The sequence below is a fragment of the Halorhodospira sp. 9622 genome (genome assembly GCF_022228025.1).
Classification (GTDB): Bacteria; Pseudomonadota; Gammaproteobacteria; order Nitrococcales; family Halorhodospiraceae; genus Halorhodospira; species Halorhodospira halophila_A.
In genome coordinates, this window is the sequence record NZ_JAJNRE010000036.1 from 1 (window position 1) to 16,332 (window position 16,332).

The following is a 16,332-nucleotide window of genomic DNA, read 5'->3' on the forward strand; positions in this document are numbered from 1 at the left end:
GCAGTGGGCCAACGTCTACGACGACGAGGGTTACGCGGTCCTTGAGGACACGAAAAACGGCCAGCGCCGCGAGGTCCTGTTGACCACACGGGCGTGTGAGACGCTGCGCGAGTTGCGTAAGGCCCGCACCGGCGATCGTGTCTCGCCCTACTCGATCGAGGCCATCCGCAACGCCTGGCGGCGCATCCTGAACCGGGCCCGCAAGGCTTATCACGCCGACTGCCAGGCCCGCGGCGAGGAGCCTGACCCTGAGCTCTTCAACAACCTGACCTTCCACGATCTGCGCCATGAGGCCATCTCGCGCATGGCCGATCGGACCGGCTGGGACCCCAACCGCCTGTCACAGTTCTCCGGCCACCGGAGCCTTTCGTCGCTGAAGCGGTATGTCCACAACAGCCGCCAACTGCTCATTGATGAGCTGCGCTCGATCGAGGACCGGTGAACGATCCCGCCCTGGCGGTCATCTTTCCGCCAGGGCTCTCAACCTGCAGCCCTTCCCGCTAACGGCAGCCATCACCCGTGAAAAAACCGAACGGAAGCGGAGGGTTTGGCTTCCGGTGCATGGCTTGGTTAACCATTTCTCACAATTACGGGAGGCACACCAACATCCATTCCAGCAACCATAAATGCGCTTTTCAATGTATCCGACTCCTTTATTCGTAGCCCAGCCTCTTCAACGATTGCGCCAGGATGCGAAGAGCGATCTTCTACAACTTCCCGCAGCATCTTTACGTCCCTGGAATGGTTGCTTTTCTTATTTTTGTCCTTGAAAGACACAAAGCCCTCAAATAGACGAACCTCAGTCTTTCCCTTGCTCTCGAATACTTCTCTTAGCAAATACAACGCGGCAATTATGATTGTACAACCAAGCCCGAAATACCAATACCTGGTCTTTCCTCCTTGCTTTTCGACCGATCTACCGGTCGGGTTTCCCTGGTCGTCGAATGCTACTGACAACGGGGCTTCTATCATCAGGTTGACTGGCTGCCTGCTATTGACGATAAAGTCACATATTCTCTTTACGGCTTCACTGAACTGAAGATCGACCGGCTGCTCATTATTAATGAGAAGACCACAGCTGCGAGATTTATTTGCAAACCCTATATCGAGAATCAACCATTCTCCGGAGGACTGCGTAATCTCAACCTCTGTTCCTGCTCGCATCATGCAGTTGATCCCCATGCTAGCTAACGCCCGCGCTGAGCCGCGGGCGTTAGCGCGTCGGCTCCAGCGGTTTGTTGGGCTTTAATTATTACGCGCCCAGTTGTTAACAAGTTCTCTGGCGTCTCGCGCTTCTCCAGGCCTACGTCCTGTCACAAGATAACAAATCGCCGACGTGAGCATGATCAGGCCCCAAAAGCAGGCAGCGACAATCAGCGCAACCCATGCCACCGGCGCGTAGGAGAAGCCCTCAGTGAATGCAATCCACACTGCGAACGCGACAATGGTGATCTGAGAAAGATAGCTAAGAAATTCCAGAGTGACCGTGAGGGCCCTGCACAAATCAGAGAAACGGTTCGCAATATGTTCCGTTCCGTACGTATGAGCCAGATATCGAATTACTTGGTCCACGTGCGCTCGGTCAAACACCTGTTCGCGAGACAGGCCCAACCTGAGGGCCGCCGCCTCAAGGACGCCCTCGAGCCGTCTTCGGCTACGATATGCCTCAACGGAACCCGTAGCAAAAAAGAACACCGTAAGTGCCAGCAAGGTTCCAATAATATGCACGACTGCCATCAACATCGCTAATCTTTTCCTAATAGATGACTTAGCTTTTGGAGTTTTTCATTGCGCCCAACGCAGAGCTTACCTGCGCGACGAAGGAGCGTCCGCTAGAGCGTCTTGTTGTGTGTTGCCCCCATCTGCAATAGGTCAATAAAATCGGAACCAGCAGCACGCTTGATGGGGAATATCTTTCTTTGAAGCTCCCGGACAATCTCTGGAAGCCGGTGGATGATTGTTCCGTGCTGAGCGATAAGCTCTACTTCCTGCTCAGATTTGACCTTATTTATGACCAACTCGGAGGACCACTCGCCGCTCCACAGAGTCTCCATAAGCGCCCGTTTTTCAGTGGCATGGAACTTTCTTTCTACCCACTCGGCGACACCTTCAACAAGCTCTTCCTGTGAGCGCGCTGCGCTATTTGCGGCCCGTCCGGTCCTTCGTGCAGCTTTGGGCAATTTAGAGATGTAGCTGACTGGCCTCATTGAGGCTTGGACCTCAATATGGCGACAGACGGGTTTTTCGCCCGATCTGAACTTCACTGCAACCAAATCAATCTCGTTAACGCCAAGACGGATACCCCGGATAGTGAAGTAACCCTGTCTGTTCAGCCATTCTTCAATAATTTCTTCGGCCAAAAGGGCCATAGCATTGCCTCGTTATGGACACACAACGCTATCCATCAGCCGCGCCGCTCTGCGGCGGCGGCTGCATGGATTTGTTAGCACGCGTGTAGTGTTTATCGAATTCTTGAAGGATACTAGGGTTGTAGAATTTCTTGACGTTACTTTTCGGGTTGCCAGGATCAAGGAGTCGCTTCTTGCAGAAACGTTCATCAGTTTCAAGGCTCTGTCTGAGCCTATGGTAGGTTTGATTTTGTTTAAAATTGACGTATCGTTTCTTAAGCCGGGTCGTCAGCACGTCGTAGTCCCACGGGTAGCGCTCCCTAATATCCTCTTCAGTCATTTGAACCGGAACAGCATCTGGGCTATTCGACAGGCGGACGGAAACGTCACCCTTGTCGGACGACCTATACATCTTTAGATCTAGCTTCACTGCCAGGCTGAAATCATCCGGCTCGCTACCGCTTGCGGATTTCTCCTCACCTTCAAGGTAGTGGAGCAGTCGTTTCTCTTGGCCATTGAGCGTGACCCCCTCTGCAACATGAAAATCACGAACGAATGCCAAAGGCATTGGAAATATATGGTATTGGGTGAAATCGACGCCGAACCATTGCCGAACTAAGTTCATGTAGTTCATAAGTGAAGCGGTTGCGATCTCCTGCACCTTCCTCTCTAACGCGCTCTCGTTATTGATGTAGTGGATCGAATTGTCGCGGATCTCTGTCAAGAGCTCGAGATTCCTGCGCACCACCGGCGGCACTGAGTCACTATAGTCATTAACGAGAGTATCGAATGCACGGAATAGTCCGATTGATACGTAGTTGCCCGACCTGTTTTTCTTGCGGTACAATTGCCGTGATACGCTACCGTCCGCATTTTTGCGTTTCTCATACTGGAGTATTGCACTGACTCTATTTCGTTCTAGCATCAGGATGCGCGCTTTCAGTAGCAACTCCCACGCATTCACCGCCAGGATGCAGAACGTTTCTTCTCGGTAAGAGAATTGAGGCTTATTGTAGACTTCAATAGCGGCGACCATGGCCTGCGTGGCCTTGTCTAGCAGTACACGCGATCTAGATCGCAACTCTTCCTCCCTCCATCGCTAACAGTGGTATCGAAAGATTCTGCGTAACCCGATGGGGTTTAATTCTGTATATATGGCAACCCCGAGATGAGGGGATTGCGTCGATGGTTCGGTGCCGCAGGAACGAACTGCTCAACACCAAGCATGCCGGCACCGCAACGGAGATACCTGGAGAACCGCCGCGGCGTTGCTGGAAGTGGCGCATCCGAGGGGAACATCGTCACGGCGTTCGCAAAATCAGGTAGCGGGGTGCAAGCCTCATCCGCGGGAGTCTATCGCACGCATAGCGGCAAAGCACTTTGAGGTTGTAGGCGTGCTGCAGAGTGCGCGGCCCGAAGAGCTGGACCAGCCGATGGCGCGGGCTGTTGAGGTTGGCTGGCTCCATGCGGAAGAGATCGTGCTGCGGCTTCTGTCGATTGTCTTTGGGCCCCATTATAGCCGTCCAAGTTGGAATGGTTACGAATTGCAGGATAACAAAACCCCGTCAATGTCAGCCGCCCCTAAAACGCCCTATAAAACACGAAGGGCCAGCCTCTTCCCATTTTTATTAGTAGGCCATTAAGCATGTAAGGCATGCTTTTATTGTTCTGCTTTTGCCCATTGGGTCTTATCGGGACAAATCAGCTTGAATGCCCTAATAGCTCCGATCGTGCCAGCGATCAGCGCGTAGATCACGACACCCCAAAGTAGCAAAGCGAAACCGCCTGCCACGACGCCCGCAGACATCAGAAGGTCTGTATCCGATGAAACCACCCCAAAGCCGTAGACAGCCATGGAGACACTTAGCACAACAAAGATGAGAAGGTATACTAGGAATATACTCATCGCGTGCTTGGTATGTACGGCCACAAAATCAACCGGGTGGTTTCTACTCACGAAGTGGAAAATCAAGTAAGGGATCAGTGTGATAAGAGATAGCTGAACACCAAATATGTTTATGTCGTAATACCCTAGGACGGGCCCATGAAGGACAATCAGCATAACGAGGAGGTAAGGCGCCGCCGCCATCCACTTGATCTTTGTTAGGCTTACAGTGCTTTCCATTTTTTTCCTTTGAATGAAGCAAGGCTATGGTGTTTAGGTGCGCCACGCACGCCAGAACCATAGCGATTCACAATTTAACCCAATATCCCAATGCTCTTGATCCTAGGCCGAAGAACGTTGACGAAATCGTTTAGCTGACTTGCCAACCAGCGCCGGCAGGCCTCGTCACTTTCGAAATCCTCAAGTGGTGCATAAAGGGCGTAGCCTGGGCGGTCCGGGGTGCCATCCATGCCCTCGTGCGCTCCCTCCGGAAGCTCGGACAGAATCTGTTCTCGCTCCTGGTTGAGGGCATCCAGGGCCCGGAACCTCTCCGCTTTCCTGCCACCGAGGAACACGCCACAGATACGGTGGCTCTTGGCCCGAAATGCCGTCACCCACACGCCGTGCATCGGCATCGGTGTGCGCACATGGTTCCGAGGTCGGTAGACGGGGGGTTCCTGCTCCGGATCGTCGAAGGCAATCTGGGTTAGCGGGGCCCACCAGCGCTGTTCCTCCTCGATGGCCCATGCAGCTCCTGAGCTCTCCTCGACGCTCTCGCGGCCCTCGGCATCCTGCTCGTTCAGCGCCGTTTCCCCGCCCTGCTGGACCAGCAGGAAGGTGCGCTCGATCGTCTCGGTGCGCGCAACCACCCGGGGCTGGACGACCATGCCCCGGTCACCGAACTCGTAGAGGGCGACCTCCACCAGACCGAAACTGAAACCGAGCGCGGCATTCCGGGTGATCAACTCAGTGATGCCGCCGACCCCCTCCCGGATGCCGTCTCCGGCGATCAACAGGAGAAAGCGGCCCTCCCGGAGGGCGCGTGCAGTGGCATCGACGAATACCGCCTCATCGAGCTCGGGCTGTAACCGCCGGGCCGCCTCATAAGGCACGTTCCCTTTCACACCGGACGCCGCAGCTACGCGCCGCTGAAGATCAGCGTACTCCCAGCGGGAAATGGCTCGAGCGTAATCGAGGATCTGGGCAATGACCTTGCGTCGGGCCTCCGGGTTGCGCCAGAGCTTGCACTCGACCAGGGTCAGGCGGCCTGCTGGGTTGATGAAGGCAGCATCCACCGGTCCCGCCTCGGTCGCAAGCTCGGTGCATAGCGGCGCAAGAGGGGCGAAGGACGGATCGATCTCGCCGATCGGCAGCACATCCGTGTTTTCAGCGAGCAGATCCCGCAGCCACGCCTCACTGCGGCCGTTCGTCGACCCCAAGGGCGTGCGGCGAGCCTTGATAAAGTCACCACCCTCCTCTGGCTGGAGCAGGAGGTCCGCATAGCTAGGCATTCATCCGCCCCCCGCCTCGATCCCTTGAGTCGACGCCCATCAGGTGGACGCCTCCTTCTCCGCTTTCATAAACCGCACCAGCAGCCGCGCCAGAGCATCGAAGTTGTCGTTGCTCTCCAGGGCCTTGGTGGCCATCTGCTCTCGCTCCTGGATGCTGTCGATGAGGATCTTCTCCAGCACCTTGGGGAAGCTCCCGTGCATGATCTGGTCGACATCGTAGGTGTCGATCTGGCGGTCGACCTGCTCGTGCCGTCGCGCCCGGGTGCCGAGTTCCTGCAGCCAGGTCAGCTTGTCCTCGTCGGCTGTGTCGTGACCGAAGAGATCGTTGAGCCGGTCGATGATCTCCTGGAGCGGTTTCTTCTCGGGCTCCCGCGCCTGCCCCGAGCCGACACCGCTGACGGCGGGGAGGGCGTATGCGCCCTGCTCTTCTCCCAGTCGAACGGCCTGCTCGGCCTGTTTCTGGATGCGGTAGTGGGTCAGCTCCAGTTCCGAGACGTCGACCTCATCCTTATCGATGGCTTCCAGGCGTAGGAGCGGACCCAGGTAGCGGCCAAAGACAGCCAGGGCCTCCAGATCACGGTCTCCGTATTCGATCACCTGCGAGAGGAACTCGTAGATGCGCACGAAGCTGTTGAGGTCCTTCTTGAAGAGCTCGAGAGCCTCCTTCGCCTCGTTCGCTTCCTTGAGCTCGTATTCCGCACGCTGCTGCCCGGCCTGATCGCCTTGGCACTCGGCACGCTTGCGCTCGGACTCCCAGTTGCGCACCGCCTCGATGGCGGCCTGGTAGCGCTTCTGGAACCGGTCCTGGGCGGGGCGGACGTAGTAATTAAGCTTTGAGTCCTTGGCCTTCGAGTCGTAGAAGGCGTGGGCAAACTGCTTGACCTCCTCCCACTGGTAGATCTGCGCCTCGTTGAGCTTGCGCATTAGGTCGTAGACGACCTGGGCGTCCGAGACATCCTCCAGCTCGGCGGTGTGGTAGTACGGCTCGAAGGCCTTGCGCACCTCCTCCGGATCGTTGACGAAGTCGAGGATGAAGGTCCGCCCCTCCTTACCCTCGAACGGGCGGTTGAGCCGGCTGAGTGTCTGGACGCAATCGACCCCCTGGAGTGGCTTGTCGACGTACATCGCGCAGAGCTTCGGCTGGTCGAAGCCGGTCTGGAACTTGTTGGCCGCGATCATCACGTTGAAGTCATCGGTGTCGAAGGCGTCCCGATGATCGCGGCCCTTGAGCCCCGGATTGAGGAGGCTGCTACGCTCGTCCACAGCCTGCGGGATCACCTCATCCGGCTCCACCTGCCCGGAGAAGGCCACCAGCGGGTGGACATCGGCGTAGCCCTGCTGGTCGATGTACTTGCGCATGGCGATCTGGTAGCGCACCGCCTCGCGGCGGCTGCTGGTGACCACCATGGCCTTGGCCTGGCCATCGAGCAGATGGCGCACGTGCTCGCGGAAGTGCTCGACGATGACCTCCACCTTCTGCTCGATGTTGTACTCGTGCAGCCGCACCCAGCGGGCGATCTTCGATGAAGCCTCGCGGGCGTCGACCTCGTACGCCTCACCGTGGGGGTGCGCCAGCCGGAAGGCCGTCTTGTAGGTGATGTAGTTCTGCAGCACATCGAGGATGAACCCCTCCTCGATGGCCTGGCGCATGGAGTAGACGTGGAAGGGTGCCGGCAGGTTGTCCGAGGCCGGGCCCCGGGAGGGATCAGGCGGGCGGCCGAACATCTCCAGCGTCCGCGCCTTGGGCGTGGCCGTGAAGGCGTAGTAGCTGATCCGATCCGTGTGGCCGCGGGCCGCCACCGCCTCATCAAGCAGTTCCTCGGCGCTGACCTCCTCGTCCTCACTGCGCTCGACACCGAGCAGCGCCTTGAGCTTGTGCGCCGAGGTGCCGGTCTGCGAAGAGTGCGCCTCATCGGCGATGACCGCGTACTTGCCGGCGGCCAGATCCTTGTGCCGATCCAGTGCCTCGAACAGCGCTGGGAAGGTCTGGATGGTGACCACGATGATCCGCGTGCGCGCCTTCAGCGCCTCGGCCAGCTGTTCCGACTTGCTGCGACCCTCGCTACCAGTGATCAGGCGAACCACCCCGCTGGCGTGCTCGAACTGGTAGATCGTCTGCTGCAGCTGCTGATCGAGGACGTTGCGGTCAGTGACGACGATCACCGAATCGAAGAGCTTCTCACCCTGGTCGTTGTAGAGACTGGCCAGCTGATGGCTGGTCCAGGCGATGGAGTTCGACTTACCGGAGCCGGCGCTGTGCTGGATCAGGTAACGCTGCCCGGGCCCCTCCTCCCGGGTGGCGTCAATCAGGCGGGTCACCGCCTCCCACTGGTGGTAGCGCGGGAAGATCAGCGCTTCCTTCTTGCTCCGACGGCCGTGGAAGTCCTCGTGCGTCTTCTGCTCCAGGTGCAGGAACCGCCCCAGGATGTGCAGCCAGTGATCCGGCTGGAAGACCTCGCGCCAGAGGTAACTGGTGGCGTAGTCGTTCTCGGAGACCGGGGGCGGATTGCCCGCACCGCCCTCTTCGGTGCCGCGATCGAAGGGGAGGAACTTTGTCTTCTTGCCCTGCAGATGGGTGGTCATGGCCACCCGGTCCTGGCTGACGGCGAAGTGAACCAGCGCGCCGCGCTTGAACTTGAGCAGCGGCTCCTGCTTGCCGTTGGTCTTCGCCTTCGTTGGCCGGTCGTGCTTGTACTGGCGGATCGCCTGCTCCACCGACTGCTGGAACTCGCTCTTGAGCTCCAGGGTGGCCACGGGCAGACCGTTGACGAACAGAGCCAGATCCAGCCGGGGGTTGTACGTGCCCTCCTTCGCGTGCGGCGAGTACGAGAGCTCGGGCACCACGCGCAACCGGTTCTGCCGGTAGCGCTCAAGCACCGTCTCGTTCATCGAGTGGTCGGGCTTGAAGGTGGCGAGCTCGACTTTCGCCCCCGGGGTGCGGAAGCCGTGGCGCAGCACCTCGAGCGTGCCGACCTTCTCCAGCTCGCGGGCCACGTGATCGAGCAGCGCCTTCTCCGGCTCCCGAGCGTTGTGCTTGGCGAAACGTTCCCACTGATCCGGGTGGGCCTCCCGGAAGTAGCCGATCACATCCTCCGGGTAGAGGGCGCGCTCGCGGTCGTAGGCGGCGCTGCTGCCGAGCTGCCACCCGGCGGCAACCAGTTCGTCGATGATGGCCTGCTGGAAGGCGCGCTCTTTAGGATCCGCCATCGCCGGGGCTCACTCCTTGATCACTCGCCGATGCCGCCGCCTCCTCGGCGGCCTGTACCTGTCGATCCTGCCATTCCGCATAGGTTTCGCAACTCCCCTCCAGCTTCCATGCGACCCGTCCATTGGCGGTGCGGCCCGAAACAATGGCCGCTGCAGCGCTCGGGCTCGAGAAGGCCTGATCCTGGGTGAACCGCCGACGGCCAGCACCGTCGTCGACCAGCACCCCGTCCTCACAGAGCTGGTGGAACAAGGCCTCGTAGCCACCGCTTGGTCCCTTCCACGACTCTCGGGCCAGGGATCCGGATAGCACGTAGAACTCGCCCTCGTACTCCTGGCCGCGGGCCTTGAGCCCGTGTTTCGGCAACTCCAGGCTGAAAAACGGCGAGGCTTCCGCCTTCGGCTGATCGCCGGACTTCTCCGGCGTCGATGGCTTCGGCACCGCCCGCAGGAAGTCGAAGCCGAGCACCGGGAGGACGACGCGGATCTGATCGAGGAAGAAGGCCATGTCGGCCCGATCCGCCTCCGGCAGGTTGGCGTACGCCTTGGCCGTGCCGTTGGCCAGACGACACCGGCCGACCTCCATGGCGTTTTGGATGAGCAAGCTCTCCAGGTGTTTGACGTGGGCCTTGGTCAGGTTCTGGTCCTTGCTGGTGACCAGGCAGACCTTCTCCCAGAAGTCCTTGCCGCCCTGATCCTCCGGGCGGTTGTGCTGCTTGAGACGCGTCCCGACGTCATCGGTCTCGCCGATGTAGACCAGCGGGCGCAGGCTGTTGTCCGGGTCCGGCCCCACCAGGAAGTACACGCCGGTGCGCGCACACTCGGGGCGCTGGATGAGCTCGCTGAGCTTGCTCCGCGGCCCGGTCAGCACATGACCGGTCCAGTTCATGATCTCGGCGGTGATCAGCCCGTTCGGCGAGTCATCCACCAGGAACAGGCGCAAGCTGCGGCCGTAGCTCATGTCACGGCGCCCTCGCCTTCATGCTCAGGTTCTGTGCTCGAGGCCGGCGGCGTCCAATCGCGGACATCGATCTTGCCGGTGACGGCGGCGGAGATCAGGGCTGAGCGGCGCTCTTTAAGCAAGTCGATACTACCTAGTGCTTCACGAATTAACTTGTCGATGCGATCCGTTTCCTCGTCGAGGAAGTCAGCGATTGCCCTTTGCTCCTCCGGCGGCGGAAAGGCGGCGCGTTCATCAAAATAACTGTTCTGATCTAAGTTTTGGATTCCAGAAGTCTGTTTGATTGACGGGACGTTGAGACGAATGCTGTACGCTGCACCGTGCACATAACGCCAAAAAGATGGGACCATCCCTTCCCCTAGAGCGATGCGAGCAGTAAAGTTAGAACATACGGCATCTCTCTGATCTTCGTACAGAACCACAAATCCGACAGGTTGCTTCTCGCCACCACCGGATTTCTCAAGCACAAGATCTCCACGCTGAAGAACTCGACCCGCACGCTCAGACGCACTAACGTTACGGATGGTCGGATCATCCAAAGCGACACGCATGCGGTATCTATTGAAATCCGCTACCCGAACACAGGGGAAGTCATTCGCATTACCTTGTGGATCATCACCCCAAACCCCGTTCTTACAAAGGGAAATCGACCATTTGATCCGATCCACGACCCAATGCTCCGGCACCTCCCCCAGCCACTCCACACCGGAGTCCTTCATCGGTACCTCCGGGTCGAGGCCCTTGGTGACGGCATGGGAGATGACCGCCTGGCGCTTCTCCTTGAGCAGCTCGATCAGGCGCTGCTGCTCCTCGATCAGGGCGTCGATGCGGGCGGTTTGATGGTTAAGGAAATTGGCAATTTTTTTCTGCTCTTCCAAACCCATTACCGGAATCTGAATGCTCCCAAGCTTCCCCTTGGTGACATGAACCATCCCTATGATTCCGTGCGCCTCATCCTCGATGGTTTCGGTTACGGAGCGAAGAGCCCAGTAAAGCCAATCCCTGTCAACGCTAAAATCAGTTAAACGGAATATATGCTGATTTAGGTAGTGAAGACCACTACGCCTCCAGATGAAAGGCCCGAAAGACGTTCCTTTGTTACCCGACCACCCAAATAAAAGATCCCCCTGACGGACGTGATACCGTTGGTGAACCTCACCGTTGTAACGATTGAAGGAATCACTTTCATTGAGATTTTCTATTCGGACAATAGGGACGCCTTCATCAGACCAATCTTCTGGCCTAAAAGCAGCCCCATTCACAAAATTCGTCAAGAACTTTAAAGGCTTGCGGGACCAATGAACGGGAACCTCGCCCAACCAAGCCACCCCCGAATCCTTGTACTCCGGATACGCCGGAAAACTCATGCCGACAGCTCCTCAATCATCCGCTTGATCCGGTTGGTGCACTCCCGCAGGTCAGCGTCGATCTCCTCCAGCGGTCGGGGCGGCTCGTACTTGTAGAAGTAGCGGTTGAACGGGATCTCGTAGCCGACGATGCCCACTTCCCCATCACGCGCATCCTTCTTGCTGGTGTCGATCCAGGCATCGGGGACGTGCGGCTTCACCTCGCGCTCGAAGTAGTCGTCGACGGACTCGGTCAGCGGCACGTTCTCGGCATCCCGCAATTCCGGGTCCGCCTCGGCCCGGCCTTTCTTGTCCCGGCAGATCGGCGCCTCGGGGTCGCGCTCGCTGAGGGCGGCGAGCACGGCCTTGTGCTGGTTCGGCTTGAGTTTCACACCCTCACTCTTCAGGGCGGCTTCGAGCTCCCGGGTGAAGACCTGGCGGTCCTGGTAAAGGGCGCCATCGAGCCGACGGCAGGCGTCCAGGATCGCCTGCTGATCCTCCTCGCCGAGCTTCTGGATGGGCTTTTGCTCTGGAATCCGGACGATGCGCTCCTCGCTGGCCTGGAAGTTGAGGCGCAGCGGGCGCTCGACGGTGATCCGCCGGTAGCCGAAGGTCTCCACAGGAAAGATCCGGCTCTCCTCAGTCTCCTGGTAGTCACCGTAGAGCTTCACAATGGTCCGGATTGCCTCGTCGTCGAGGTACTGGCGTTTGTTGCCGAGCGACTTGCGCATCTTCGAGTAGTGCTCAGTGGCGTTGATCAGCTGCACGTGCCCCTTGCGCTCGGCGGGCTTGGCGTTGGAGAGGATCCAGACGTAGGTGGCGATGCCGGTGTTGTAGAACATGTCCGTGGGCAGGGCCACGATCGCCTCGACGAGATCGCGCTCAAGCAGGTAGCGCCGGATCTCCGACTCACCTCCGCCGGCGCCGCCGGTGAACAGCGGCGAGCCGTTGAGGATGATGCCGATGCGCGACGGCCACTGGCTGCTCTGGTCCTGGCGCATCTTGCTCACCAGATGGAGTAGGAAGAGCAGCGCCCCGTCATTGACCCGCGGCAGCCCGGGGCCGAAGCGGCCGGCGAAACCCAGCTGCTCGTGCTCTTCGTTCACTGCACGCTGACTACCCTTCCAGTCCACCCCGAACGGCGGATTGGCGAGCAGGTAATCAAAGCGCTCCCCATCGTGCTGATCGTCGGAGAGCGTGTTGCCCAGGGAGATATTGCTCACCGGCTCGCCCTTGATGAGCATGTCCGCCTTGCAGATGGCGTAGGACTCCGGGTTGAGCTCCTGGCCGTGCAGCGAGACATCCACGCCCTCACTGATCTGCTGGATGTAGTTCTGCGCCTCGGACAGGAACCCGCCGGTGCCCGCTGCCGGGTCGTAGATCTTGATGATCTCGCCGCGCTGCAGCCGCCCCTGCTGGCCGGTGAAGACCAGCGACGTCGTCAGGTGCACGACATCCCGAGGCGTGAAGTGCTCACCGGCGGTCTCGTTGGAGGCCTCGGCGAACTTGCGGATCAGCTCCTCGAAGACCACGCCCATGGAGAAGTTATCCAGCCGCTGCGGACTGAGGTCCATGGCCGCAAAGCGCTGGACCACCGGGTAGAGGGCGTCGCCGTGTTCGAGGCGCTCGAGGAACTCCTCGAAGCGGAAGTGCTCGAAGACCTCACGCGCCGCCGCGCTGAAGTGGCGCACGTAGTCGTTGAGGTCCTCCCGGGTGTGGGTCTCCGAGACCGTGGCCAGCCGCAACGGCGAGGTGTTGTAGAACTCCAGACCAGCCTCATTGCGCAGGATACGATCGCGCATCGCCGCCGGCTTGTCCTGGTAGGCCTTGGCCTGCTCCAGGACCTGATCCCGCGTCGGCTCAAGGACGCACTCCAGCCGGCGCAGAACCGTGAAGGGCAGGATCACCCGCCCGTACTGCGACTGCTTGAGCGTACCGCGCAGGAGGTCGGCAACCCCCCAAATGAAGCTCGCCAGGTTCTCTTGGTTCATCCTCGCTGATCCTGCTCCTGAGATGTAGGCACGTGGATTGGCACTCTAACTTGAGGGGTTACCCTCATCCAGAGGCTGCCTAGCCAAGGGAACCAGGACCGCGGGGGCTAGCAGGCGCGCAACGGGCGCGGAACCAACGGCTTCGCACTCACAGCGCGTAAGCCTTCAGCGTTTCGAGGTCGATCACGGCCAGGGTTTCGGCATGCGTGGCGTGCAGATCCACCCGGGGAGCCACTCCCGCGCGGTAGGCCTCCATCCAGCGGCCGGCGCACAGACACCACCGGTCCCCGGGCTGAAGGCCGGGAAACCCCATGACGGGATTGGGGGTCGTCAGGTCATTGCCCTGCTCCCGGGTAAAGGCCAGAAACGCCTCGTCCAATTGGGCGCAGACCGTATGGATCCCGAAATCCTCGTGGCTGGTATTGCAGCACCCGTCCCGGTAGAAACCGGTCAAAGGCTGAGTGCTACAGGCCGCGAGGGGCTGGCCCAGGACGTTGACGGACTCGAAAGGCTGACTCATGGCTATCTCCAACTCCGAAGGTGGGGGATCGTCCGGCTGGGCCGCTCATCCACCGGCGCCGGAACCGGACTGGCTTGAAGCCGCCGCAGCCCCCGTCGCCGGCCCCAGCAGCTCGCGAATACCGCCCACCGATCCCATCAGGCTCGTGACCTCCAGCGGCAGGAACACCCGCTCGCCGTCCTGCGCGACCTTGGGCAGCACCTCGATGTAGCCCTGGGCGATCAGGTAGCGCATCGCATCCCGCGACTCCAGGCCGTCGGCGTCGTCGGCAGCCTCGAGGATCTGTTTGATGGCCCGCTTCTCGCCTTCGGCCCGCTGCACGGCGGCCTCCTTGTCGCCCTCGGCCTTGAGGATCTCTGCCTGCTTGTAGCCCTCTGCCTCGCGCACCTCGGCGCGCCGGGCACGTTCGGCGGCCATCTGCTTGTTCATGGCCTCGCGGATGTCGTCCGGGATATCGATATCGCGGATCTCGACGCGATTGACCTTCACGCCCCACTTGTTGCCGGCCTCGTCCATGGTCGCCTGCAGCCGGCCGTTGATTTCCTGACGGGACTCGAAGATCTGATCGAGCTCCATGCGCCCGATCTCCGAGCGCAGCGAGGTCTGCGCCAGGGTCTGGACGGCAAGGACCAGGTTCTCGGCGCCGTAAATGGCCGCCTGGGCGTCCATGATCTGGTAATACAGCACCCCGTCGATGCGCACCCCGACATTGTCGCGGGTGATGACCTCCTGCTTGGGGAAGTCGAGCACCACCTCACGCAGGTCGATCTGCTTCTCCGTATCGATACTCTTCTTGTTGTCGCGGTAGCGGACAATCGTGATCGGACGGGGTCGATCGAGGATGGGGATGATCAGATTCAGCCCCGCCTCCAGCGTCCGGTGGTAACGACCCAGGCGCTCGATCACCATCGCATGGCGTTGCGGGACGATCACCAGACCCTTGACGAGGATGGCGATGAGCAGCACCGCCATCAGTACGACCAGAATCGAGGTCACCTCGGGAATCGCCACGGCATCATTCATGGTGCTCACCTTTGCGTCCTTGTTGGGGGTTTCCGGAACCACCCCCGTCCTCACGGGTCACGACCGCCGTCGTGCCCTCAAAGCGAACCAGTCGGACCGCGGCCCCTTCCTCGAGCTGCATGTCCGCCGACCAGGGGCGTGCGCCGAACTCATCACCGAGGATGTGGACCCGCGGATCGCCACGGGCATCGAGGTGGACCCGAAACGTCTGGTGCCGCACCCGCGGGTCGTCCACGCCCTGCGTCAGTTGCCCCGGCGTCCAGCGCCGGAGCAGCATCAGCGCCAGCGGCACCAACACCACCCCGGAGAGCGCGGCGGTGAGGATCTGCAACTCCCAGGACAGACCCAACAGCGCGGCTCCCATCCCGAAAAGCGCCATGCCCGCCGCAGCGAGCAGCACACCGCTCGCTCCGCCGAAGAGGAAAAGATCCGTCAGGACCAGGACGATCGCCCCACCCAACCAGAGACTCCATGCGCTCACCATGCCCCCCTTTGCTCGCTCCGCAGCCTACCGGTCTACGAGCCTACCAGCATGGACCGGCGGGTTTTCACAATAACTGTGGAAAACCGTGTGGAGACACCCGGTGCAGCCCCGCTCTGCGCGGGTTCGCGAAAGATGGACAGATTCTGCTCACCGCCTCGGGCCACTCACGAGCGAGAGCGTCAAGGGCTGGTATCCTGCAAGCGGGATTGAGAACCCGGAGCACCGCGCAACAGGGAGGCAAGCACGATGGCTTTCACTTTCGATGACCTGGTCGCGGCCTGCGAACAGGACTGGCGGGCGTACATCGGGCACGAGTTTGTACGCACGCTCGGTCAAGGCACCCTGAGCGCGGAGGCCTTCCGCCACTACCTCAAGCAGGACTACCTGTTCCTGACCCACTTTGCCCGCGCTTACGCCCTGGCGGCCTACAAGAGCCGCAACCTGGAGGATCTCCGCCAGGCCCATGAGGGTATGAAGACGATCCTGGACGTGGAGCTTGGTTTGCACGTGTCGTTCTGCCGCGAGTGGGGCATCTCGGAAGCGGATCTGGCGACGTTGCCCGAGGCCCGAGCCACCATGGCCTATACCCGGTACGTGCTGGACACCGGCAACCGCGGCGACCTCCTCGATCTGCACGTGGCCCTGGCACCCTGCCTGGTGGGTTACGGGGAGATCGCCAACTGGCTCAATGCGCAGCCGGACACCGTCCGCGGCGACGCCAATCCCTACGACGCCTGGATTGCCATGTACGAGAGCGAGGAGTTCCAGGCGGGCATGCAAGCCGAGCGGGCGTGGCTCAACACCCGCTTGGCGGAGGTGACCCGCAGCCGCTTCGACGAACTGACGGAGGTCTTTCGGGATGCGACCCGTCTGGAGATCGATTTCTGGCAGATGGGCCTGGATGGCGCCGATTAGTCGTGGGCCCGCGCTATGAAACGCCCAATGGTCCCCCACCGAAAAGGATCTCGGTAAGCTGATCCGCCCGCATGGGGCGCCCTAGTCCGAAGCCTTGGCCGCGCTCGCATCCGAGCCCTTGGACAAAAGCGCGCTGCGCGTCTG

15 protein-coding genes are annotated in these 16,332 nt (G+C 60.4%); 2 read left to right on the plus strand and 13 right to left on the minus strand.

Annotated elements, in window-relative coordinates; all coding sequences use genetic code 11:
• The coding region (locus LRG07_RS12575) for a tyrosine-type recombinase/integrase (RefSeq protein ID WP_238642534.1) at window positions 1-442 on the plus strand (442 nt) is incomplete at its 5' end.
• 128 nt (window positions 443-570) lie between these two features.
• Here the strand turns inward: LRG07_RS12575 and LRG07_RS12580 are convergent.
• From LRG07_RS12580 to LRG07_RS12640, 13 genes are all read right to left on the minus strand, one after another.
• The gene (locus tag LRG07_RS12580) at window positions 571-1,167 is read right to left on the minus strand and encodes a hypothetical protein (protein ID WP_238642535.1); all 597 of its coding nucleotides are present in this window, start codon (window positions 1,165-1,167) and stop codon (window positions 571-573) included.
• A 78-nt stretch (window positions 1,168-1,245) separates the two neighbouring features.
• The gene (locus LRG07_RS12585; protein ID WP_238642536.1) at window positions 1,246-1,743 is read right to left on the minus strand and encodes a hypothetical protein; all 498 of its coding nucleotides are present in this window, start codon (window positions 1,741-1,743) and stop codon (window positions 1,246-1,248) included.
• Window positions 1,744-1,832: 89 nt separating this feature from the next.
• Window positions 1,833-2,369 carry a hypothetical protein gene (locus LRG07_RS12590; protein WP_238642538.1) on the minus strand — a complete coding sequence of 179 codons (537 nt, stop codon included), beginning with the start codon at window positions 2,367-2,369 and terminating at the stop codon, window positions 1,833-1,835.
• 28 nt (window positions 2,370-2,397) lie between these two features.
• Window positions 2,398-3,429: a DUF3644 domain-containing protein gene (locus LRG07_RS12595; protein WP_238642540.1), complete on the minus strand. Its 1,032-nt coding sequence runs from the start codon at window positions 3,427-3,429 to the stop codon at window positions 2,398-2,400.
• 579 nt (window positions 3,430-4,008) lie between these two features.
• Entirely contained in the window at window positions 4,009-4,473 is a 465-nt protein-coding gene (locus tag LRG07_RS12600) for a hypothetical protein (RefSeq protein ID WP_238642541.1), read from the minus strand.
• A 74-nt stretch (window positions 4,474-4,547) separates the two neighbouring features.
• Window positions 4,548-5,744 carry a hypothetical protein gene (locus LRG07_RS12605; protein ID WP_238642542.1) on the minus strand — a complete coding sequence of 399 codons (1,197 nt, stop codon included), beginning with the start codon at window positions 5,742-5,744 and terminating at the stop codon, window positions 4,548-4,550.
• A gap of 39 nt (window positions 5,745-5,783) precedes the next feature.
• Window positions 5,784-8,951, minus strand: coding sequence for a type I restriction endonuclease subunit R (locus LRG07_RS12610; protein WP_238642543.1), 3,168 nt, complete (start codon window positions 8,949-8,951; stop codon window positions 5,784-5,786).
• On the minus strand, window positions 8,938-9,909 hold the full coding sequence (locus tag LRG07_RS12615; protein WP_238642544.1) for a GIY-YIG nuclease family protein: 972 nt from the start codon (window positions 9,907-9,909) through the stop codon (window positions 8,938-8,940). Before LRG07_RS12615 ends, LRG07_RS12610 begins: the two co-directional genes overlap by 14 nt.
• A complete protein-coding gene (locus LRG07_RS12620) occupies window positions 9,906-11,276 on the minus strand; it encodes a restriction endonuclease subunit S (protein ID WP_238642545.1) in 1,371 nt (456 codons plus the stop codon). Before LRG07_RS12620 ends, LRG07_RS12615 begins: the two co-directional genes overlap by 4 nt.
• Window positions 11,273-13,246 carry a class I SAM-dependent DNA methyltransferase gene (locus tag LRG07_RS12625; protein ID WP_238642546.1) on the minus strand — a complete coding sequence of 658 codons (1,974 nt, stop codon included), beginning with the start codon at window positions 13,244-13,246 and terminating at the stop codon, window positions 11,273-11,275. Before LRG07_RS12625 ends, LRG07_RS12620 begins: the two co-directional genes overlap by 4 nt.
• 148 nt (window positions 13,247-13,394) lie before the next feature.
• Window positions 13,395-13,766: a DUF2237 family protein gene (locus LRG07_RS12630; protein WP_238642548.1), complete on the minus strand. Its 372-nt coding sequence runs from the start codon at window positions 13,764-13,766 to the stop codon at window positions 13,395-13,397.
• 45 nt (window positions 13,767-13,811) lie between these two features.
• On the minus strand, window positions 13,812-14,789 hold the full coding sequence (locus tag LRG07_RS12635; RefSeq protein ID WP_201167388.1) for an SPFH domain-containing protein: 978 nt from the start codon (window positions 14,787-14,789) through the stop codon (window positions 13,812-13,814).
• Entirely contained in the window at window positions 14,782-15,270 is a 489-nt protein-coding gene (locus LRG07_RS12640; protein ID WP_238642550.1) for an NfeD family protein, read from the minus strand. Before LRG07_RS12640 ends, LRG07_RS12635 begins: the two co-directional genes overlap by 8 nt.
• A gap of 249 nt (window positions 15,271-15,519) precedes the next feature.
• On the opposite strand from LRG07_RS12640, the gene tenA reads away from it, so the two are divergent.
• Entirely contained in the window at window positions 15,520-16,188 is a 669-nt protein-coding gene (gene tenA / locus LRG07_RS12645) for a thiaminase II (RefSeq protein WP_238642551.1), read from the plus strand.
• Window positions 16,189-16,332: the final 144 nt, after the last annotated feature.